Genomic DNA, 21,686 nt, shown 5'->3' with positions numbered 1-21,686 from the left:
CGATCAAGTCGCGGCAGGTGGGGATTTTTATTAAGCTAACGCCAACTCAAAGGAACTGAAAAAAATGTTTCGTACTATTGTTCACTCATTACATCCGACTGTATTTTATTTAGTCGTATCAATAATTTACATAAGCTTTGCGTTGGTTACCTACTTTATTGCTACTAAAGTATTGGATGTAAAGAGGGGAAGAAGCGACCATCTTGATGAGGTGGCCAGCATTTCGTTGGGTACAATAAATGGGGCTTATAGCATTATCTTAGGATTTATTTTATTTCTGGTATGGGGAAATTTTCAAACTGCTATGCAGATTGCTGTGGATGAAGGCAGCAAATTGAGCATTATCTGGGAAAGTAGCCGTGCCTTGCCTCCTGCTGCTGCCCAAAAGATACAGAATATTGTGGAACAGTATGCCAATGAAGTGACTGAACTTGAATGGCCCGCTATGGCCGTCGGCGAAGACTCTCCTCAAGTGACTAAAACTTTGGGGGATATGTATGTGCTTTTGCAAAGCTTTTCACCTGAAACCGTTGTGGCTCAGACTTTTTATCGCAACATGGCCAGTGCTTTAAATGGAGTTGTGGAAAAGCGTAATCATCGTTTAAGCATGCTGGAAAGTTCAATCCCTACTGCTTGGTACCTTTTTGTTTTTGTGGTTGCCTGTGTCATTATCCTGCTGAATTCTCTTATTTTGCGTCGAAGTCTACTGCAATTGTATACGCATATTTTGCTGGTGTTGGTAATTAGTTTCTTTATCACAGCAATTGTTGCTTTGAGTTATCCATTTTCAGGATATATATCCGTGAATAAAAAGGAGCTTACTTATAGCTTTATTCCGAAAAAATAACTTTTTTATTATTTATAATACCTGTGCTGGGCTGGAAAGCTCAGCAATCAACCAAACGAAACAGCACCAAACGCCTCACCTCATCAGCAACGCATCACGCCATCTCGAACACATCACGCCATCTCGAACGCATCACGTCATCTCGAACGCATCACGCCATCTCGAACGCATCACGCCATCTCGAACGCATCACGCCATCTTGAACGCATCACGCCATCTCGAACGCATCACGCCATCTCGAACGCATCACGCCATCTCGAACGCATCACGCCATCTCGAACACATCACGCAATCTCGAACACATCACGCCATCTCGAACACACCACGCCATCTCGAACACATCACGCCATCTCGAACACATCACGTCACCACGAACGCATCACGCCATCTTGAACACATTCACGTCACCACGAACGCATCACGTCATCTCGAACGAAGTGAGAGATCTCCTAACCTAAGCACTGCACCCATATACGGAGAGCCCTCACTTCATTCGGGATGACGACTCCCCAAGCAGGGTACAGCTTATTCATTCAGCCAGGCCATAAGATTTAATTAGGAAGTCGCACTAATGATAATCATTAATTTGGTTATTCCAGGTATTTCACTATGTTGTACGTCAAATTGTTTGATCGTAATCGTGTATCGATCATTAATTTTAGCCAACCACCCCATAAATAATTTAAAAGGGACCGCATCAAAGGTTAATTGGATATCTCCTGATCCGGTTTGTTGGAGTTGATAGGGAAATTTAAGAGTGGAATTATCCTTAAGCTGAGTTGCCAGTAAGGTGAGTAATTGACTGTTATCCACTGTTTGCTTTGTTTTTGAAGAGAGCCCTTGTTGTTTTACCTTTTGCATCCAGGCCAACGTTTCAATTTTCTCATTCAATTGAGCCGTTTTTTGAGTCACTTTATTGCTTAGCGGGGCATACAATAATAAGTAGTAGCAATAAATAAAGAGGCATACAGCGGCAATAACCACCATCCATTTTTCTCGCTCATTCAGCGTATTCAAATAGTGTTTCACGTTAACTCCAGAGTGGCGACAACATGCTGATCTCGAGTTGAGGCCTGTGTCTGCTTCACTTTAAGCTGCAATTTTTTCAATTTATTTTCAATATCTTCCAAACTGGCGAAGTCTGAACTAATGAGTGTTACAGATAATGTTTTATTTTGATAGCGAAGCTCTTCGATAGTCGTTTGATTCTCATTCATTACTTTAGCAAATTGATTTAGCAAAAACCAAAAATGAGTTTGAGCGTCTGATGCATTACTACCAAGCAGCTGACTGATACGAAATTTGGGACTAATTACTTGTTTGGCTTCAGGAAAAAACTCATGATAAATAGTTGCGATTTGCTGATCAATCGCATCCGTTTTTTTATTTAAAAAATGCAAGGAGAGGGCGTTGACCAATAAAAGAGACAATAACCAAATACCGCATAATGCTCCTGCCAGTTGATAGCCCTTTTGGGTCCAACCAGAAGTATTACCGTGAAGCATTTCTCCCTGACAAAGATTCATTGGTTTTGTTTTCAGGATCTTCTGAGCCATCCAGGTGTAGGAAAAATCATTGCTTTTGGGCAAGGAATTATCAACTGTTATTTCACTGTCTTGAAAGAAAAGCGGCTCATTTAATGGGTGCTTTTTTATATAAGATCGTGCCAGCTCGCCGGAAAGAGCTCCTTTAAAATCATCATTATTAATCAATAAAGTGGATTCGCTAATGCATAACTCTTGAGAGGATAAAGCAAACCAGTCTAAAGTAATGAGATCAAACTCAATATTTTGTTCATCAAGAAGGTGCATCAGGTATTGAATTCTTTGTTTACTTATTACTGCGACAACATAGTGATTATTTTGATATCTTAATTTATCAAAAGCAAAATGAAGTTCTTCCACTGATTGGGCCACTTTATCTTCAAGGGCGTATGGAATTGCTACCCTTGCCTTTCTCTCAGGCAGCCAGGGTAATTCAAGATCAAGGATGCTGGAGCTTGCAGTCGTTTCGATGATTAGGGTAGTACATTCTTTTTGTAATGTCTTAATTTCTGCAAAGTTACGTTGAGCGGGTGCAGCGATAAGCTCGCCTTCCTGCGAAATTTTTAAACAAAAACAACCCTTATCATTAAGATGTTTTGTAAATAAGAAACAATGATCCATGAGTCGAACTCTATTTAGTTAATATAGAACGTTCCCGTATTTTTCGAAGCTTAATACGGGACGTTTCTAATCCCGTAGAGCGCTTCACTGCATACGGGCAAGGTAACTGATTGATTATACATATGCTCTATGTTTTTGTGCATTCATTTCAATCCATTGTTTTTTTAGCTGTTGTGACAATAAATAGACTACAAGGGCATATTGTGGACTGGAATTATAACGAGTAATGACAAAGAAATTAGGATAAGCCAACCAGTATTCTTTTCCTTCATCAGTCATGAGTTCAATTAAGCCCGCGCGATTAGGGTGATTATGAGAGGCAGTTATTGGTCTGACTCCTGCTTTTTCCAATTGCAAGAAATTATAATTGGCTGTTTTAGGATTGGTTTGGATTTGTCTAAATCTCCAGCCAGTTAATTTAGCCTGTTGGGCAATGCCTTCATTTAATTTCCAGCCGTGTTTTTGGAAATAATTAGCAACACTGGCAATGGAATCACCATTATTAGCGATTAGATCACGTGTGCCTTTATTTTTAAAATCTACTGCATAATAACGGTAACTGCTTGGCATAAATTGAGGCTTGCCCATCGCGCCGGCATAGGAACCTTTATAATAGGTAGCTGGAACCTTGTGTTCACGGCATAGAAGTAAATATTCTTTCAACTCTTTGGTAAAATATGGGGAGCGTTTAGGATAATTGAAAGCTAAAGTGGCCAGTGCGTCCAGAACTCTGTATTCCCCCTGACGTTCACCATATAACGTTTCTACGCCCAGAATAGCAACAATAATCTCTGGAGGAACACCATATCTTTTTTGTGTTTTTTCCAAGGCTTTCTGGTTCGCTTTCCAATAATTCAATCCCCCTTGCAATCTTTGCTGGGTAAGAAATAGCTCTTTATAAACATCCCAGTTTTTCTTTTCATAAGGTTTTTCCATAGATTCAATAATCTGAGGCTGGATCTGTACCTGGCTTAACGTTTCAGTCAATTGCTTGGCGTTAAAGTGATGCTGCTTTACCATGCTTTTAATAAAAAGTTGTACGTCTTTGCGTTGAGTAAACGCAGTATCGGCAAAGTTAGTAAAAGAAAGAAGAAAGAGTATAGTAAAGCCTAGCCAGCTTATTCGTCGCATGGTGCATCCTATGTTGAGGCCAAAACCACGAATTCTAGTAAAATTATGGGTTATTAGCAAATTTTCTTTACATAATGAACCAATTAGTTCACAAAAATAACAGAATTCTCTTTGCCTACTTTCTGCACGCAAACATTTAAGATAGAATCAGGCTATTTGCAAAAAGGCTATTTCAGTTGAGTGACTTAAAGCGGATTCGTAACTTTTCAATTATTGCCCACATCGACCATGGTAAATCTACTTTGGCCGATAGGTTTATTCAAATTTGTGGTGGTTTAACAGAGCGCGAAATGAGCTCTCAAGTCCTTGATTCTATGGACATAGAGCGTGAGCGTGGCATCACTATTAAAGCACAATGTGTCTCGTTAAATTATACGGCAAAAGATGGAAAAACCTATTTATTAAACTTTATTGATACCCCAGGGCACGTAGACTTTAGCTATGAGGTGTCTCGATCTCTTGCTGCCTGCGAGGGGGCCATTTTAGTAGTCGATGCGGCTCAAGGGGTCGAAGCTCAGACCGTGGCTGTTTGTTATACTGCTATTGATCAATCATTATCTGTATTACCGGTATTAAATAAAATAGATCTTCCTCAGGCTGAGCCTGAGCGAGTGATCTCCGAGATAGAAGATATTATTGGTCTTGATGCTCATGACGCAATAAGAGTCAGCGCTAAAAGCGGAATGGGAGTAGAGGATGTTCTTGAAGCCTTGGTAACCAATATTCCTCCTCCTGAAGGAGAGCTTGATGCTCCCTTGCAGGCTCTTATTATCGATTCATGGTTTGATAGTTATCTTGGAGTGGTTTCGCTGGTGCGTATAGTCAATGGTTCTATACGTAAAGGCGATAAGATGCGAGTCATGTCTACAGGTCGGGCGTATGAAGTGGACCAAGTAGGTATCTTCACTCCTAAGCGCACTAAATTGGAAGTATTGCAAGCCGGAGAAGTAGGGTATGTTGTTGCTGGCATTAAAGAAATCCAGGGTGCTCCTGTAGGTGATACTTTAACTTTAGATAAAAATCCTGCTGAGAAAGCACTTCCAGGCTTTCAACGCGTTAAACCTCAAGTATATGCTGGTTTATTTCCTATTAGTTCGGATGATTTTGAAGCATTCAGAGAGGCTTTGGCTAAATTAAGTTTAAATGATGCTTCTTTATTCTATGAACCAGAATCTTCAGAGGCCTTGGGTTTTGGTTTTCGATGTGGATTCCTGGGCATGCTGCATATGGAAATTGTTCAGGAACGATTAGAGCGAGAATACAACCTGGATCTGATTTCTACAGCACCCACGGTTGTTTATCAGATCATTACCCAAAAGGGAGAGACTCTATTAATTGATAATCCTTCACATCTTCCTCCAATTCCGCAGATTAAAGAAATGTCAGAGCCTATAGTGCGGGCTAATATTTTAGTTCCGCAAGACTACCTCGGTCCCATTATTACTTTATGTGTCGAAAGACGTGGGGTACAGGTGAGTATGACTTACAGTGGACGACAGGTTTCGGTTTCCTATGATATTCCCATGAGCGAAGTGGTATCAGACTTTTTTGATCGATTAAAATCAGTTAGCCGAGGTTATGCTTCATTGGATTATAATTTTTTACGTTTCCAAGAAGCTGATCTGGTAAAAATGGACATCTTGATTAATAGTGAAAAAGTAGATGCCCTGTCCGTGATTGTGCATCGTGATACTGCCCATAGTCGAGGAAAAGCAATCGCTGAAAAAATGCGCGATCTGATCCCACGTCAAATGTTTGATGTTGCTATTCAAGCAGCGCTTGGAAGTCATATTATTGCACGTCAATCAGTTAAGGCGCTGCGTAAAAACGTTACTGCAAAATGTTATGGTGGTGATGTGTCGCGTAAACGGAAATTATTAGACAAACAAAAGGCTGGGAAAAAACGCATGAAACAAGTCGGGCATGTGGAAATACCTCAAGAAGCATTTATGGCAGTTTTTCAAACCGATAGAAAAAAATAGGACTGTTTATTGATGTTTCTCGTAGAAACTAATTTTTGGGATATAAAGTTATGAATTTTGCTTTAATATTAGTTTTATTATCTTGTATCAGTGGATTTATTTACTTATTAGATGTGGTTTTTTGGGCTAAGAAACGCTCACCAGGTCAAAAGCCGGGACGTATTATTGAATATTCCCGTTCCTTTTTTCCTGTATTTTTTATCGTTTTATTACTCCGTTCATTTCTGGTTGAACCCTTTCGTATTCCTTCAGGTTCTCTGGAGCCGACTTTATTAGTCGGTGATTTTGTGGCAGTTAATAAATTTGCTTACGGTTTAAGACTCCCTGTATGGGAAAAAAAAGTAGTATCCATAGCTGAGCCTAAAACAGGTGAAATTGCTGTGTTTCGCTGGCCGCCTGATCCTTCTTATGACTACATTAAAAGAGTGATTGGTGTCCCTGGCGATAAAATCAGCTATCACAATAAGACATTATCGATTAACGGAAAGGAAATGCCACGCACTTTTGTTGAATATACGATGGATGAGAGTTCAGGAAAAGCTGTGGCTAAATATAAGGAAGACTTAAATGGAGTTGTTCACGATATATTTATCAGGGCAGATGTACCGGCAACCGATTTTGATGTAGTGGTTCCGGAGGGAAGTTATTTCATGATGGGCGATAATCGGGATGATAGTGCTGATAGTCGCTATTGGGGGTTTGTTCCAGAAAATTATCTGCGCGGAAAAGCCTTTTTAGTGTGGATGAGCTGGAATGGAAAGACTGATAATCTTCGTTGGTCAAAAATTGGAAGATTGATTCATTAAGGGAATAATTTATGCAAAAGCAACAAGGAATGACACTAATTGGCATGTTATTAACTGTAGTGGTTTTAGTTATGGCGGCAATCGTAGTGATGCGATTGGTGCCTGTTTATATACAGCACTATGAAATAGTGCAATCTATAAAATCTTTAAATACAGTACCTGTTGCTTCTTTATCAGGCGATCCTCTTGCTGATGTAGAAGTACTACGAAGCAGTTTAAACAAACGCCTTGATATCAATGGAGTGGATAATCTTAAGAATAGTGAAGTAATCTTTACTCCCAATGGCGAACATCGGTATCAGGTACGATTAAAATATCAAGCCATCCGATTTTTGGCATATAATATAAATTTATTAATTAATTTTGATGATACATATGAGGTAGTGGCTGGTAGTGAAAATTGATTTAGAAAGATTGTGTAGACGTTTGAATTATCAATTCGTAAAACCTGCTTATTTAAAACAGGCTTTAACTCATTGCAGCGTTGGTAGTGAAAATTATGAGCGCTTTGAGTTTCTTGGTGATTCTATATTAAGTTTTGTGATTGCTCATGAGTTATTTAATCGATTTCCCGCGCAGAGTGAGGGGCAACTTAGTCGATTGCGATCTTTTCTGGTCAGAGGAGAAATGCTGGCAGAAATTGCCAAAGAATTAGCGCTGGGTGATTTTCTTTTTTTAGGGCAAGGTGAATTGAAAAGTGGGGGCTTTCGCCGAGCTTCTATCCTTGCTGATGCCTTAGAAGCTGTTTTTGCAGCTGTTTTTTTAGATGGTGGTATCGCTGCGGCAAAAGAAGTTATTTTAAACTTATTTCGTTCAAGACTCGAAGATCCTAATTTAAATGACTGTCTAAAAGATGCTAAAACCCAATTGCAAGAGTACTTGCAAGCTGAGAAATATGCTTTGCCTGAATACAGTTTGACGAAAGTTGAAGGCGATGAGCATGATCAAATATTTTATGTCACCTGTACTGTGGATGGGATCAAGCATATATCTCACGGCCAAGGTTCTAATAGAAGAAAAGCAGAACAGTTGGCCGCCAGATCTCTATTAGAGCAGTTACAGGAAAAACATTAGGGAGCATTGACCCTTGGTTCTCTTGGCCTACGAGCCGCGACTCGTTCGCGGCATCCGGAGAATCTCAATCAGCTACAAATTTCTTCATAGAGCTCGCGCCTAAAAATCTGCATAATTTTCAGTTCTAATCTGCTTTTTCTAAAGCGCTACATACCTCCATCCATTCTTCCTCTGTCTTGTGTAGGGAAGAATGTGCGAAGTCGCGGTCTTGTAGTAGTTTATCCAATTTTTTCTTCTGACTATTATCTTCATAAAGTGTTGAATCACTCAACTGAAGATCGAGTTGCTGAATTTTCTCCTGATACTGGTCCATTAATTGTTCTAACTTCTTTAGGCGATTTTGTAAGGTTTTTTTCTCTTTATACATGCTGGCAGAAGAGTTGGCGGAGACTTCTTTTTCTTTTACGGCATTTTTTGATTGCAACCATGAGTAATAATCATCGAGATCGCCATCAAAAGGCTGAACTTTCTGTTGGTATACCAAATAGAAATCATCCACACTTGTTTTTAGCATATGACGATCATGTGAAATCAAAATCAGGGCTCCTTCGTAACTTTGTAGAGCCAGCTCAATTGCTGATCGCATGCCGAGATCCAAATGGTTGGTGGGTTCATCAAGTAATAATAAATTGGGTTTAAGCCAGACGAGTTTCGCCAAAGCCAAACGTGCTTTTTCACCACCAGAAAAATGATGAATGGCTTGAACTGCCATATCACCGATGAAATTAAAACCACCCAGAAAATCACGAATGCTTTGTTCTCTTGCTTCAGGCGATAAGATTTGGATGGTCTCCACTGGGCTTAGTTTACAATCCAGTTGTTCTAGTTGATGTTGAGCATAATAGCCTATTTTTAAATGAGGAGAGCGATGAATATCTCCGCTTAGAGTAGGCAAAGAACCAGTTAAGGTTTTAATTAGAGTAGATTTTCCTTCACCATTGGGGCCCAGTAGAGCAATTCTATCGCCAGGATTAAGGGTGAGATTAATTTTTTTCAGGATAGGCGCATCAGCTTGATATCCGGCATTAACCTGATTGCATTGAATTAAAGGATTCCCCGCGCGAGGGCAAGGAAAGAAATCAAAAGAAAAAGGAGAATCTGCCTGGGCTGCTGCAATAATTTCCATTTTTTCAATTGCTTTGACACGACTTTGAGCTTGTTTTGCTTTAGTGGCTTTTGCTTTAAAGCGATTTACAAAAGCCATCATGTGATTAATTTTTGTTTGTTGTTTTTCATACATGATTTGCTGCAAAGCTAATTGTTGCGCATGAGTTTTTTCAAAACAACTGTAATCGCCGGTGTAAAGGGTTAAATTTTGCTTTTCAATATGCAATATATGAGTGACAAAGGCATCAAGAAATTCTCTATCATGAGAAATTAAAATAATAGTACTTGGACTTTGTTTTAAAAAACGTTCCAGCCAGAAAATAGCTTCCATATCCAGGTGGTTTGTTGGCTCATCTAACAAGAGCAATGCTGCAGGTTTCATTAAGCAGCGAGCCAGACTTAAACGCATTCGCCAACCACCAGAAAAGCTATTAACCGAGGCTTGCTGCTGATCCCCTCTAAAGCCAAGACCGGACATGATAGTAGCTGCTTGAGCAGGCTTACTGTATCCTGCAGTATGAGCCAATTCTTCATGACAGGCCAAAACGTCTGCATCATTGCCGGATTGCTCCGCTTTTGCCAGGCGCTGCAGCAGATTAATATATTCTTCATCACCACCAAGAACAAAGTCTAAAGCTTTTTCATCGCTATCAGGTAATTGTTGGGATAAATGACTGATACTTAATTGAGGATTAATTAAATATTCGCCTGTATCTGCTGTTAATTTACCCAACAAAAAATCAAAAAGGGTGGATTTTCCACAACCATTATGACCGATCAATCCAATTTTTTGTTTTTCATAGAGACTAACACTGGCTTTATCGAGTAAGACTTTGTTTCCACGAGATAAAGTGATGTGACGCAAGGTGAGCATGTTAAACCATCAGCAAAAATTAATGAGGAATTTTATCATAATTTAGTGAGGCCTTCACAATTAATATTTTCCCGGCACCACTGCAGCGCTTAGCCAAACAATTTGCTTTTATTGGGCAATTGCGACGATTAGTTACACATGAGTGATAGAGCACGAAACTCCAAAGGCGTCACTTTTTTTGGTTTTAATGCAAAATTAGCAGGATTGTTAATTCATGAATTTTCTTTTATTAAGGCCAATTCTGAATTGGCCTTAATATCCTCTTATTGTAAAACTTATAATTTGGTTTGGAAATCTAAGTACTCAGCAACTAACTCCTCTTTTCTAGTGGAATTATTAGTAAGCACGCTCAAACTTACATGAGCTGAGATTGGTTTCACTAGGGGCACATCATTATACTGTTCTATGTTTTGAAGTTTTACAAATTTTTTCCAGAAGCAAGTTTGAAAATTTCGGTTTAGGGAGGAAATCGCGTTTATGTCTTCGGATTCAAGTTCAATACTAGTTGCTTTTAGGTTAGATTCCATGTGAGAAGAACTAGAAGCTTTTACAACAGGTATAATATTTTGTTCCAATAGCCAAGCCAGTATCACTTGATGAGGTGTAACTCCGTGCTTTGTCGCAATACCTTTTATAACTTCTTCCCCCGCTATATCTGCTTTTCCTCTCCCAAAAGATCCATAAGCCATAATTTGAATTGAATTTTGCTGACAATATTTCACAGTCTCATCTTGAGTTAAATAGGGGCTCATTTCAATTTGATTATATTTGATTAAGCGACGATATTCCCCCATTCTTTCTAAATCACTAACAGTAAAGTTGCTAACACCAATTTCTTTTATTTTTCCTTCTCTTTTTAGAGCAATAAGCTCTTCTAAAACCTTAGTGGCATGTTCATGCAATAAAAGAGCAGGACTATGGAACATTAAAATATCAACATACCCTGTATTTAATTCTTTTAAAATATTATCTAAAATGCTCCTAATGGAAAAATTATGATTCAATAAATCATTGTCATTAATTTTTGAGCAAATTTTTATTTCATTACGAGCAATACCATGCAGAGCTTCTCCAAGTAGTTCATGCCCCCCTGAATAAGCAGTCGCTAAGTCAAAGGTTTTGTATCCCACTGTAATAAGCTCTTTTAAGGTTTCTGATGTTTTAATCCCTAATGTTCCTGAACAGATTTCAATTTTTTGCTGCATATAATTCTCCTTATTATATTAATATTGCTGAAATGGAAGATATTCGGTTCCAATTTCACGAGCTAAACTGTGCAGATATTGCTCCATGATTTGGATGCGACTCCTTGCTTCTTCTTTAGCAGATCTGGTATGAAATGTCTGGGGTAATTTAAATAATTTCATATAAAAATGATCGAGAATGAAGCGTTGATCATTTGCTTCTCGCTTATCAGGGAAAGGGTATGCTAAATCATAAAGCGAATTTCCATGGTTAAAACCTACGGCCATAGTTCGAGCAATTCCAATTGCTCCAAGAGCATCTAAGCGGTCAGCATCTTGTACAATTTTTGCCTCTAATGACTGAGGCACGAATCCCGCTGAGTAGCTATGGCAAAGAATGGCATGATAGGTAGCATCATGGAATTCATCTGGATATCCCCATTGCTTAAGTAACTCAATAGTGTTTTGTGCAGATATTTTAGAAGCATCTTTTCGCTTCTTTGAAAACTTATCCATAGGCAAAGAGTCATGAAGTATTGCACTAGGCAAGACGACTGCTAAATTAGCATTTTCCTTTTCAGCTAATTCTAAAGATGTTTTTGTGACACGTAAAACATGATCTAATCTATGGCCAGGATCAAACTGTTGATCAATTTCCCGCATATGTTGAACAAACAACTTGCGCCAACTATCTAGATTTTTTCTTCCTACCGACTGCATTGCGCTCGATTCAAATCTACCATGCATTCTGATATTTCCTTACTTCGCAAACCGCCAAAGTATATGTCATAAAAGCAATAAAATGACGTAATAGTATTGCCCCTGTCACGTTGACTCATCTTAATTTAAATATCCATTAAGAATATCATAAAATGATGGGTTCAATATTAAGTTCTATATCATAATGCTCTTTAATTTGCATTTGAATTCAATCGGCAAACGCTAATAATTCTGCTTGGTAAGCCCCCATAACCAATGCATGCTTCTGTAAATGCCAACGTTGCCTCGTCGTAATCCCTTAAGACCTAAACTATCAATCAGCCACCCTGCTGATACTTTAATTTTCTCGGGATCATGCGTGGGGTACAGCTGTATATTAGCAAGCGTAGGTCGGGCAACAGATTGCCCGACAAGGTGCTAATGAAAGTTATATAAGACTATTAAATAGCACAATGTTAAGAAAGGTTGGGTATGATTAAGTAATTTTGTAAGAGTGATAGCAAGGATCTTTAGTCGGGTAATTCGGCAGCTGCTGGGAAATTTAGGGAGTTGCAATCAGGTGTAATTAATGATTTGTAATGGGTTTTAGATTTTATCAATTAAATTGGATTTTTGATTTATGTTCTTGCTCTACGGTGTTATCAACTCCGGTTTCTTTTTTTCCAGAATATGCCAAATGAGGATTATTAATAAGTTCTCGGCTAATTATCGCCAATCCATTGGAAAGATTTAAATTCTCAGGATCTTCCTCTAAAGCATTTTTCAATTGGCGATGAATATCGGTCAATGAACCTTTATAAAAACATCCATCACCGCATGATAAACAAACATCCGTTGTATAGTCAGTTGGAGGAACAAAGAAGTGCTCCCCATGCGAAGCTAATATTGCTAGTTCTTCATAGCTAATAAAGGTGTCGATTCCTTGGTCTACGGGATTTCTTATGTTCTCTTCTGCTTTGCTATCCCAAGGGCTATCCATTCTATTCGTTATTTGCATATTTACTAAATTTTCATCTTTTTGTTTGGGACAAATTAAATTTTGAATCGAATTTCCATGTAAATGATGTTTTATAAGTTGTTTTAATCTACCATTTGATAAAGCATCTTTATGTAACTCTAGGGATTCTAAAGGCTGGTTTCCAAGTAAAACATTAATCAAGGCATTAGCTGCATCCATTTTTTCATTTCTTGAATACCCAAAATTAAATTTGAATCCTAAAAAGCTAACTGTATTCTCATATTCCTTACCAAACATGCGCATCGTTACATAATTATTAAGGGCAGTAATAATCTCTTTGTTTTCTGGTGATGGCGTGTAATTTAATTTACAAAACTCATGGGGTTCCAGAGGTTGAAAAAATGTTGACGTTGCTGCAGTTATAGAATTTTTAAGTGGTGAAGGCAACTCATGCACTTGCTCCATGACTTCTTCAAAACTTAAACTTTGATTATTAGGGATAATAATGACAGCAGAATCTTTATCTTCACTTTCAGCCAATTCAATATAATTTAAATTAGCCAACGAACTCCTGAATTGAAAACTCCTTCTATTGCCAATAACCATAATTAATCCATTTTCATCAGTCATATTTCTAATATTATGCAGTCCCCTCTGGCCGCTGGAACCGGTGACTTGCGTTATCAAGTCGTTATGGTTATATACATCACTAGGTAAATATTCCAGTATGGTTAGTTTGAAATTGTTAACAAGGTTTTCCGGTATGTCATCGTTTACTACATCCAGATGCAAATCAGGATTTAAATCTTTGTTTATATCAATAGTGTAGAAGTCATCACTATTTGGATGAGTTTCACGATTATGGCTGCAGTGTGGATTGTCATGAGAACAACCAATAACCAAGGCTTGTGGTATATTGGACTCTGATAGAATTGAACTGTCATTTCCGCTCTTCATAAATCATACTCATTCATACTATATTTAATTAACTCTAATTATAGTCATTTTATAGCTATTCTTTTTTTAGTATCGAAGGATTACCGTAAGTCATGGATAAACTAATTAGTTCAAACCAAATTGATTTACACTAATAATCGGACCACTTGGCTCACTGCGGAAAATTATGGTTTAGGGATCTAATTCGTGAGCGCACTTCCGCAGGACCTGACAGCAAAACAACGTGGAATTCAATTTGGTCGCCCTAAGAAAATGAATGAAGAACAAAAATTATTAGCACAACAGTTATTAGAAGAAAACAAATCTGTCAGTGAAATTGCTAAAACTTTTAAGTTCATAAAGCAACAATATATCGTTTGCAAGATCGATAAGGAGTTCGAGTATGCACTCAAAGATATTAAGTTTTTTCAGCACCAAGGCAGGCAAACAGAAAATACAAACTGGATGTCTTTCCCAAACAGAACTCTTTATCTATTTTTATCTTATCATGCTGTTTGATTACTTTGGATTAACTCAGCAAACTTTGGACCTAATAGCTAGGGCTCCAACTACTATCGATTATTTAAATATTTGGCTGTTCCGTATATTAGGTGTGATTGGATTAATACTGTTTTATTTGGTCAATGGTGGAGGCAAGGGTAATGATTTTCTCAGTAAGTTCTTTACCTTTTCTTTCACTGTGGGTATTAAATACTATTTCCTTGATATTCTTTTAGAATGTCTACCAAATTATTTTCCAGTATTGTCTTCTAATTATTATCTAATACCGTTAAATATTTTGATAAATATCATTATGGCAACTAACATTGGCCTGAGAATTTATCAAACCAAAACTTAGTTATAATTTTACAGAATGGTGGTTGATGAGAGCTGAAAAACCTTCCCCACTTTTTATCTCAGATGAGCAAAAATTGGCAAATAGATCAATAAAGCTCCCTAATAATCCTTAAGTCGGTTGGCCGTTCCATTACTCCCCAAGGGCCGACAACTGAATTTTGGTCGTACATTGTAAAAAGAATTATTAATGCGAAAAAAGTTTGTTAACATCATACTAGGGCATCATTAGAATGATATTACGACACTTTAATTGATTACAACCCTAACTGGGTATTTTTTGAGAAAAATAACCATGAAATATTATGCTGTTATACCCCTATTTATTACATTATTCGTTAGTCAGACCTCCTTCTCACTTCAAAAAGCGGTTTTTTCACCTAATTTAGAGTCTATGACGATTACTTCAATTCATAACGCCATTCAGAGTCATCAACTCACTTGCTTTCAATTGGTGACCTTATACCTTGAGCGGATTAAAAAATATAATCTAAGTGTCAACAGCAGCGCACCAATCAATGCCTGGAGTGAAATTAATCCCTCCGTTTTAACCCAAGCACAACAGTTAGATGCATACTTTAAAAAATCAGGTCAGATATCAGGACCACTTCACTGTATCCCTGTCATTCTGAAAGATAATATTAATTCATTTGATACTACAACAACTTCTGGATCTTACGCATTACTAGGCAGCCAACCGATTCACGATGCATTTCTAGTAGAAAAATTACGCAATGCTGGCGCCATTATTTTGGGAAAAGGAGGTATGGACGAATTTGCCTGGGGAATGTTTGGCATTAGCAGCCGTAATGGAAGAATTGGTAATGCCTATGATCCTAGCAAAAACCCTGGAGGGTCTAGCGGTGGACCGGCAGCTGCAGTCAGCGCTAGTTTTGCTTTACTTGGTATTGGTACTGATAACAGTGGATCAGTAAGAATTCCATCTGCATTTCACGGTTTGGTAGGATTGCGCCCAAGTACTGGCCTGATTAGTCAACATGGTATTTTCCCCATGGGTAATCTAGATGGAACGGCAGGACCTATTACACGCACTACACAAGAGCTAGCCATTTTACTGGATATAATTGCGAAGCCTGATCCTCATGATCCGAAAACACTGAAAACCCCGAGAGTGAAAACCTATACGGCATTTCTTAACATGAATGGATTGAGTAACAAACGTATTGGTATCGTGCATTACGTTAGTGACATCAATACATTTGATAAAATGCCAGCTCACATTGCAAAAATAATGCATAACGCCATCACAAGCATGCGGCGGTTGGGGGCAACCATTATTGATGTAAATCTCCCTGCATTTAATAATGATCGTCAAAACAATCAAGCTGGGGAAATTCAAGATGTAAATGAGTATCTCGCTTCTTTTCCATCGACGCGAAAAAGTTTTCGAGATATTTGTGAATCCAACCGCACTCGAAATTTTGGCTCTATAAAAAATTGTCTTCAATTTATGAAGAATATGGCGAGCAAAACCAGCACGTCTTATAAACGTGCTTTAACAATTTTTGCCAAAAATAATAGCTATGTTCAAAAGGTTATGGACAAAAATCATCTGGATGCTTTACTCATGCCGATTACCACACAGGGAACCGCCACATATGATGGTATGAGAGTTAATACTTGGCGTGCACCTATCTCATCTAACGCAGGTCTTCCTTCTATTAATATAAATGTTGGCTATAGTGATGAAACACACATGCCTATCGGAGTTGAGTTAACGGGCAAACAATTTCAAGAGGGTACTTTGATTGAGATTGCTTATGCTTATGAAATGCATTCACCAGAAAGAATCACGCCATCTATGCCAGAAGAAAATTCGGTTTTATTTAATTTTTCAATCCCAGAACTGAATAACTTATTTACCATGTTAGGTAAAAATGCTTACGAGGAAGTATTAATACAAGGTAAAAAGTCCGATGAAGTGTTTAATGAATTAACTCCTGAACGATTCAGAAAAATTACTGCTGACACAATTGAGAAATTAAGGGGGGAATTTAAATTGAATTAAAAATGAGTATTAAACGGTATCGTCATAATCCCGCCGACCCTCAGAGTGAAATAAATTAGGGGTTAACTTAGTCAACGTTAAAAAGCTGACATATAATCCCTCTCCAAACATCGAGTTGATCAGGTACTATTTCTACCGCATTAACCCCCTGTGTGATAAAATGCATAGCGTCCTCTGGTGGATGAGGTCTTATAGAATCATGAAACTCTGCACATAAACTAAGATAGCTACTTAGTCCATGTTGACTCATCAATTAATTTAAATGTCCATTAATAATGTCATAAAATGATGGGTTCAATATTAAGTTCTATATCATAATGCTCTTTAATTTGCATTTGAATCCAATCGGCAAACGCTAATAATTCTGCTTGGTAAGCCCCGCCATAATTTACCATAACCAATGCATGCTTCTGGTAAATGCCAACGTTGCCTTGTCGTAATCCCTTAAGACCTAAACTATCAATCAGCCACCCTGCAGATACTTTAATTTTCTCGGGATCATGCGTGGGGTACAGCTGTATATTAGGGTGTTTAATACATAGTTTCTGCGCTATTTTCTTGGATATAATAGGATTATGAAAAAAACTACCTGCATTCCCTAGCTCGTCGGGGTCAGGTAATTTACTTTGACGAATGCTAATGATTATATTACGTAAGTCATGAGGTGTTGGATCTGTTAAAGTTGAAAGTCTTTGGGCAATATCACCGTAATTAACATGAAGATTGGGCTCCGTTAATAAAGTAAAACTGACGCTAATAACTATAAAACGCGAATTATTTTTTAAAAAGCTATTTCGATAACTAAATTGACATTCTTTATTGCTAAGACTAACTAGTTTTGACGTTTGAAGATCATATACCAAAACCTCTTTGATAAAATCTTTAACCTCGACTCCGTAAGCTCCAATATTTTGAATTGGCGATGCACCCACCGTGCCCGGGATTAAGCTTAAATTTTCCAAACCAAACGCACCATGAATGATGCAATAAGCCACAAACGCATCCCAGTTCTCACCTGCCATTGCCGTAACAATCTGTTCTTGGCCAACTTTAGTAATTGTGATACCACGTAACTTATTATGGATAACTAAACCTTGATATCGGGTGGGTATTATTAGATTACTCCCTCCGCCCAAGATAAAGAACTTTGAAAAATTAGAAAGAATTTCTCTAATTTCATCTAATTTCTCGACTTGATTTAACACAACATAATGAGACGCTGTTGATTTTAAGTGCAATGTATTTAAGGGAGTTAAATCAATATCTTCTAAAATGTTCAGCATCGGTTTCTAATGAGTCGTGTATTAAGATATTTATTATCTCGAATTTTATTTGGAGGCACAATGAGTATAATTAATAATAAGTTTATTTAAGGTTTATATTATCCTTTATGCTGAAGAACAAATGATACATTAAGCACAGAAGCGTGGGTTTTGGTGTATAATATTTATACAATTGATCGAGTTGTCGCGATACAGGGAGATGTATAATGCCGCCCAAACCTCAGCAAAAACCAGCGGGCGCTGCCGCAGCTGCTACTACTTATAGTGAAACGCAAAAAATTTTAAAACCTAAGGGCTGTGGATTAACAAATAAGAAAAAGCCTTCGGTTATCATTATACACGCACCAAGTAATAATGACTCTGCTGTAGGCTACCATACGGTAAAAGACGTTACTGAAACGGCGGGTTATGCTCTTATTAATAAAGGGCAAATTATCTGGGATACAAAGGCTGGACTAGAAAAATTAATTAAACCGGGGCATCAGAATAAGTCATTAACCATATGGGTTGAAGCACACGGTGCCCCCGGCTGGTTTTTTGCTGACAAAAGAAGCGCTATGGATGAATTGGAAAGCACTGCTCGATTTGTGGTTTTTGCTCGAACCATTGAAAAATTGACTGGGGCCAAACTAACCAATATTGTCTTAAGTGGTTGTTACACTGGGGTTGAAATAATCAATAAAGAGGGTAGTCAATTTTTTTATTCCCCCGCGCGCGTACTCAGCATGTTGTTACCTAAAGTGAATGTCATGGGCTTCATTGGGCATAATGCCAATGCCGTGGTTAATGATGTTTATGAATACACCGGTGACGCCTATAAGAAAATATCCGTTAAACCTGAAGATGCTGCGATTGTATTTGAGAATGGAAAAGTAATAGAAAGTTATGCTCGTAAATTATATTGTGACCATCACTACACACCTGATTTTATTCTAAAACAATGCAAGCTTAACAAAGAGGAATATTTTGCTTCTTGTCATGATGATTTGGTGGGCGATAAATCCATAGACATGAAAGATCAAGGCACAGATGCATATGCAGATGCAGATGCAGATGCTGATGCTGATGCAGATGCAGATGCAGATGCTGGTGCAGCTGCTGGTTCTGGTTCTGATGCCGATGCCGATGCCGATGCTGATGCTGATGCCGCTCATTATGGTTTAGATCAAATAAAATTCGTCATCGAAGCATTGGAAAAACAAAAGGCAGCAGCCAATGCAGCAGCTGGGGCGGGGGCTGGAAGAGCCGTAGCGGTAAATACAGCAGCTGGGGCAGGAGGGGCAGCAGTGGCAAATGCAGCAGCTGGGGCAGGAGGAGCAGCAATGGCAAATGCAGCAGTAGAAGCAACTACGGGCTTCAAAGCAGCACTGGCTGCCGCAAAAGCAGCAAGTGCAGATGCGGCAAATGCTGCAGCTGCAGCACCAAAACCCAGCGAGCACGAAAAAGAAGGAGCATCTCCTAGTTTGTAGGAGTCATCTTGTTAGCATATTGTGTAAATCGTTAGCATCCATAGCATCTGGAATTTCTTTACCAAATGTCTTTTTTAATACCCGCGTAATATCTAAAAATCTAGGATGCTCTGTAAATAGCTTCATTCAATATTACATAATTTCACTTGCTAAAAAGGTATTATACTAACAAAGTTGTCACTAAAGAGACCCTAACTACTACAAAAGCAATAAATATTTCATGATGTGTATTATAGTTATGCCACATATTCAATAAACCAAAACAATTAGATTAACCTTCTTTACTGAAAAATTGATAGACAAGGGAAGGAAGATATAAAATACACAGCCAACTAATGGGTATACGGTTAGCTTATGGAGACAAACCAGAAGAATTAATGTTTAAACTTGAATGACTATTAAACGGATGTGCAAAGGTATTGAAATAGAAATTAATGAGGTAAATATGACCCAAGAAACACAAAGCGAATTCATACAAAATAATCAGGAATTAATCCAAAAATTTCTTGAGGAATCGAAACCGCACGAAGATGAAATAAGCGCCAGTATTCAAGCAACTATCGCCCAATTTTTATTAAACACACGCATTGAATTAAATAAACGTGCAAATGGTCAACAATGGATTAGTACAGAAGACATTATACAAGCACAAATAACAGTGTTGAGGAGTTCAATAGTTGATTTAGAGCGTTATTATTTGACACTAGGGGATGGCGAAACTTTACAATGAAGCAACGACGAACGGTTTTAACGACGCCCAATTTCGAGTAGGGCAAAACCTAAATAGCTCGATGTCGGGCAATTTGTTGCCCGACTTACGTTGCTGCTTGAATGAGTATTATAATCTCGCTGAGCTGCACGACAGCCAACCCTATTGCTAATAAATAAAATACCTTAATAATGTGTATACTCTAATTTACCATAATTAAAGTATAATTCTTTTATGGAAAGCCCCCCTAATAGACAATTGTATTTAATCTTAAATGCGAGGAACTGATGAGTAAGAATGCGTTCACTGACTTATTGACTGAAAAGCCCAAGTTTTGGGAACAACCTATGGCATCAAAAAAATTAGATGAGGCCATTGCCAAGCGAGATGTCCAGCGAGGAATAGCTCGTAAAAAACAAAACCATCGGCAGTATGGCTTTATCGAAAATAATATAGTATGGGATTATGTTCAGTTGGTGGACAATAAGCTGCGTAGGGCTTTTTTGAACATTCCTATTAACGATTTTAGGACTGCTTCTGGATTTGGAAATCCTGCTAAAGCGAATGCTGCGGTAAAAAAATATTATGAGGTGCATGCCCATCTATCCTTCTTTGTCAAACAAGATATTAATCAGCATAAAGGATCACCTGACGCGCAATTAAGTGCATTTAGACGCTGGATAAGTGTGTCTAGCCTGTTGCTTAAAAATGGATCCTACGAGGGGTTTCAACTTGTTTTTACTAACTTGCAGGCCCTTGCTACTCCTCAACTAGAGCATGGATTGCCTCTTGCGTTACTTAGGGAATATAACCGCATGTGCCAACTTAACTCACCTCGTCAAAACACTGCGGCATTACGCCATTACATTGAAGATCAGAAGCATGAAAAGAGTTTCACTCCTTTGCTATTACGTTTTAGAGACATCAATACTTTTAACGAGAACATAGAGCAGGCCCAGGACAAGAAAAGCCGTTTCGTTAAAGAAGTTCAAATTCTAAATAATAGGATCTGCAGGTTAAAAAGAAAAATAGAGGAAGATAAAGATTCTGAACCTTTAAAGGCTCTCTTGGCAGAAAAAAAGGCTAAGCTTGCGCGCTGTCAGCGCAGCATAAAAAAGGTTGAGAAAGCAATAGCGTCCTTCGAAGAAGCTAAAATGGTTGTTTTAGTATCCATTGCAAATGAAAAGTCTCAACCTGCAGCCAGTTTGCCCGAACACTCAGAGAAAACCTACAGTAAAATATCTAAGAGTTATAAAAGTGAAGAGGATGAGATCACTATTGCTAATTCCTCCTCTGCCCCCGTTTCACCCCGAGGTCATCAGAGGGAGAAGACCTCTACATTATACTCTGCAAAAATGCTCCCAAGTTTCTTTCCTCGCCAGATGGTTTCACCAGACAAACACTGGGAAGAGGTTTATAGAATGCGTCCAAGAGGGGCGTCTATTTAATAAATTTAGTAAATGTTTTTAAGGATAGCACTGGCTCGTGAAAGATTTCGGGGGCGAGCCAGCCCCGAAATCGACTCGCCAGCACATCGGCTGCGAACGACCTGCCTCC

General features: G+C 38.3%; 18 protein-coding genes. 10 read left to right on the top strand and 8 right to left on the bottom strand.

The genetic code is table 11. The features are described from left to right. Positions 1-64: 64 nt before the first annotated feature. The gene (locus tag LOX96_RS00695; protein ID WP_250419813.1) at positions 65-847 is read left to right on the top strand and encodes a bestrophin-like domain; all 783 of its coding nucleotides are present in this window, start codon (positions 65-67) and stop codon (positions 845-847) included. Between the two features lie 555 nt (positions 848-1,402). Here LOX96_RS00695 and lspM read toward each other — a convergent pair. The 3 genes from lspM to mltB all read right to left on the bottom strand — a co-directional run bounded on the left by lspM (position 1,403) and on the right by mltB (position 4,143). Continuing rightward, positions 1,403-1,876: a GspM family type II secretion system protein LspM gene (lspM, locus tag LOX96_RS00690; RefSeq protein WP_250419816.1), complete on the bottom strand. Its 474-nt coding sequence runs from the start codon at positions 1,874-1,876 to the stop codon at positions 1,403-1,405. Beyond that, positions 1,873-3,012 carry a type II secretion system protein GspL gene (gene gspL, locus LOX96_RS00685; RefSeq protein WP_250419819.1) on the bottom strand — a complete coding sequence of 380 codons (1,140 nt, stop codon included), beginning with the start codon at positions 3,010-3,012 and terminating at the stop codon, positions 1,873-1,875. The genes lspM and gspL overlap by 4 nt, the downstream gene beginning before the upstream one ends. A gap of 114 nt (positions 3,013-3,126) precedes the next feature. Next, the gene (gene mltB, locus LOX96_RS00680; RefSeq protein ID WP_250419822.1) at positions 3,127-4,143 is read right to left on the bottom strand and encodes a lytic murein transglycosylase B; all 1,017 of its coding nucleotides are present in this window, start codon (positions 4,141-4,143) and stop codon (positions 3,127-3,129) included. A 146-nt stretch (positions 4,144-4,289) separates the two neighbouring features. Between mltB and lepA the strand changes: the two genes are divergently transcribed. Genes lepA through rnc form a run of 4 tightly spaced genes read left to right on the top strand, consistent with a single transcriptional unit; the run spans position 4,290 to position 8,005 of the window. Beyond that, entirely contained in the window at positions 4,290-6,125 is a 1,836-nt protein-coding gene (gene lepA, locus LOX96_RS00675; RefSeq protein WP_250420155.1) for a translation elongation factor 4, read from the top strand. Between the two features lie 50 nt (positions 6,126-6,175). Continuing rightward, complete coding sequence (gene lepB, locus LOX96_RS00670) at positions 6,176-6,931, top strand: signal peptidase I (RefSeq protein ID WP_250419824.1); 756 nt, start codon at positions 6,176-6,178, stop codon at positions 6,929-6,931. An 11-nt stretch (positions 6,932-6,942) separates the two neighbouring features. Continuing rightward, positions 6,943-7,335 carry a DUF4845 domain-containing protein gene (locus tag LOX96_RS00665; RefSeq protein ID WP_250419827.1) on the top strand — a complete coding sequence of 131 codons (393 nt, stop codon included), beginning with the start codon at positions 6,943-6,945 and terminating at the stop codon, positions 7,333-7,335. Further along, complete coding sequence (gene rnc, locus LOX96_RS00660; RefSeq protein WP_250419828.1) at positions 7,325-8,005, top strand: ribonuclease III; 681 nt, start codon at positions 7,325-7,327, stop codon at positions 8,003-8,005. Before LOX96_RS00665 ends, rnc begins: the two co-directional genes overlap by 11 nt. Before the next feature lie 124 nt (positions 8,006-8,129). Here the strand turns inward: rnc and LOX96_RS00655 are convergent, their stop codons facing one another. The 4 genes from LOX96_RS00655 to LOX96_RS00635 all read right to left on the bottom strand — a co-directional run bounded on the left by LOX96_RS00655 (position 8,130) and on the right by LOX96_RS00635 (position 13,805). Continuing rightward, the gene (locus LOX96_RS00655; RefSeq protein WP_250419831.1) at positions 8,130-9,986 is read right to left on the bottom strand and encodes an ABC-F family ATP-binding cassette domain-containing protein; all 1,857 of its coding nucleotides are present in this window, start codon (positions 9,984-9,986) and stop codon (positions 8,130-8,132) included. 275 nt (positions 9,987-10,261) lie between these two features. After that, entirely contained in the window at positions 10,262-11,191 is a 930-nt protein-coding gene (locus tag LOX96_RS00650) for an aldo/keto reductase family protein (protein ID WP_250419833.1), read from the bottom strand. Positions 11,192-11,209: 18 nt separating this feature from the next. Next, positions 11,210-11,917 (bottom strand): HD domain-containing protein, encoded by a 708-nt coding sequence (locus tag LOX96_RS00645; RefSeq protein ID WP_250419836.1) that lies wholly within the window; start codon positions 11,915-11,917, stop codon positions 11,210-11,212. A 568-nt stretch (positions 11,918-12,485) separates the two neighbouring features. After that, positions 12,486-13,805: a hypothetical protein gene (locus LOX96_RS00635; protein WP_250419840.1), complete on the bottom strand. Its 1,320-nt coding sequence runs from the start codon at positions 13,803-13,805 to the stop codon at positions 12,486-12,488. Between the two features lie 186 nt (positions 13,806-13,991). Here LOX96_RS00635 and LOX96_RS00630 point away from each other — a divergent pair, with 186 nt between their 5' ends. Next, complete coding sequence (locus tag LOX96_RS00630; protein ID WP_250419843.1) at positions 13,992-14,303, top strand: helix-turn-helix domain-containing protein; 312 nt, start codon at positions 13,992-13,994, stop codon at positions 14,301-14,303. Positions 14,304-14,934: 631 nt separating this feature from the next. Further along, positions 14,935-16,668, top strand: coding sequence for an amidase (locus tag LOX96_RS00625; protein ID WP_250456338.1), 1,734 nt, complete (start codon positions 14,935-14,937; stop codon positions 16,666-16,668). Positions 16,669-16,946: 278 nt separating this feature from the next. On the opposite strand, the gene murB is transcribed toward LOX96_RS00625, so the two are convergent. After that, entirely contained in the window at positions 16,947-17,951 is a 1,005-nt protein-coding gene (gene murB / locus LOX96_RS00620) for a UDP-N-acetylmuramate dehydrogenase (RefSeq protein ID WP_250419849.1), read from the bottom strand. Positions 17,952-18,157: 206 nt separating this feature from the next. Here murB and LOX96_RS00615 point away from each other — a divergent pair, with 206 nt between their 5' ends. From LOX96_RS00615 to LOX96_RS00605, 3 genes are all read left to right on the top strand, one after another. Then, on the top strand, positions 18,158-19,420 hold the full coding sequence (locus tag LOX96_RS00615) for a hypothetical protein (protein ID WP_250419851.1): 1,263 nt from the start codon (positions 18,158-18,160) through the stop codon (positions 19,418-19,420). 445 nt (positions 19,421-19,865) lie between these two features. Next, a complete protein-coding gene (locus tag LOX96_RS00610) occupies positions 19,866-20,150 on the top strand; it encodes a hypothetical protein (protein ID WP_250419853.1) in 285 nt (94 codons plus the stop codon). A 266-nt stretch (positions 20,151-20,416) separates the two neighbouring features. After that, positions 20,417-21,577 carry a hypothetical protein gene (locus tag LOX96_RS00605; RefSeq protein WP_250419856.1) on the top strand — a complete coding sequence of 387 codons (1,161 nt, stop codon included), beginning with the start codon at positions 20,417-20,419 and terminating at the stop codon, positions 21,575-21,577. Positions 21,578-21,686 lie beyond the last annotated feature (109 nt).

The organism is Legionella maioricensis, assembly GCF_023618015.1.
Classification (GTDB): domain Bacteria; phylum Pseudomonadota; class Gammaproteobacteria; order Legionellales; family Legionellaceae; genus Legionella; species Legionella maioricensis.
This window is presented reverse-complemented; position numbering and strand designations above follow the sequence as displayed.

Coding starts and splice junctions, on each gene's coding strand:
- lepB (WP_250419824.1), top strand. CDS start 6,176: ATGAATTTTGCTTTAATATTAGTTTTATTATCTTGTATCAGTGGATTT.
- gspL (WP_250419819.1), bottom strand. CDS start 3,012: ATGGATCATTGTTTCTTATTTACAAAACATCTTAATGATAAGGGTTGT.
- LOX96_RS00645 (WP_250419836.1), bottom strand. CDS start 11,917: ATGCATGGTAGATTTGAATCGAGCGCAATGCAGTCGGTAGGAAGAAAA.
- LOX96_RS00635 (WP_250419840.1), bottom strand. CDS start 13,805: ATGAAGAGCGGAAATGACAGTTCAATTCTATCAGAGTCCAATATACCA.
- LOX96_RS00695 (WP_250419813.1), top strand. CDS start 65: ATGTTTCGTACTATTGTTCACTCATTACATCCGACTGTATTTTATTTA.
- LOX96_RS00655 (WP_250419831.1), bottom strand. CDS start 9,986: ATGCTCACCTTGCGTCACATCACTTTATCTCGTGGAAACAAAGTCTTA.
- murB (WP_250419849.1), bottom strand. CDS start 17,951: ATGCTGAACATTTTAGAAGATATTGATTTAACTCCCTTAAATACATTG.
- LOX96_RS00665 (WP_250419827.1), top strand. CDS start 6,943: ATGCAAAAGCAACAAGGAATGACACTAATTGGCATGTTATTAACTGTA.
- LOX96_RS00650 (WP_250419833.1), bottom strand. CDS start 11,191: ATGCAGCAAAAAATTGAAATCTGTTCAGGAACATTAGGGATTAAAACA.
- LOX96_RS00610 (WP_250419853.1), top strand. CDS start 19,866: ATGACCCAAGAAACACAAAGCGAATTCATACAAAATAATCAGGAATTA.
- LOX96_RS00605 (WP_250419856.1), top strand. CDS start 20,417: ATGAGTAAGAATGCGTTCACTGACTTATTGACTGAAAAGCCCAAGTTT.
- mltB (WP_250419822.1), bottom strand. CDS start 4,143: ATGCGACGAATAAGCTGGCTAGGCTTTACTATACTCTTTCTTCTTTCT.
- LOX96_RS00615 (WP_250419851.1), top strand. CDS start 18,158: ATGCCGCCCAAACCTCAGCAAAAACCAGCGGGCGCTGCCGCAGCTGCT.
- LOX96_RS00625 (WP_250456338.1), top strand. CDS start 14,935: ATGAAATATTATGCTGTTATACCCCTATTTATTACATTATTCGTTAGT.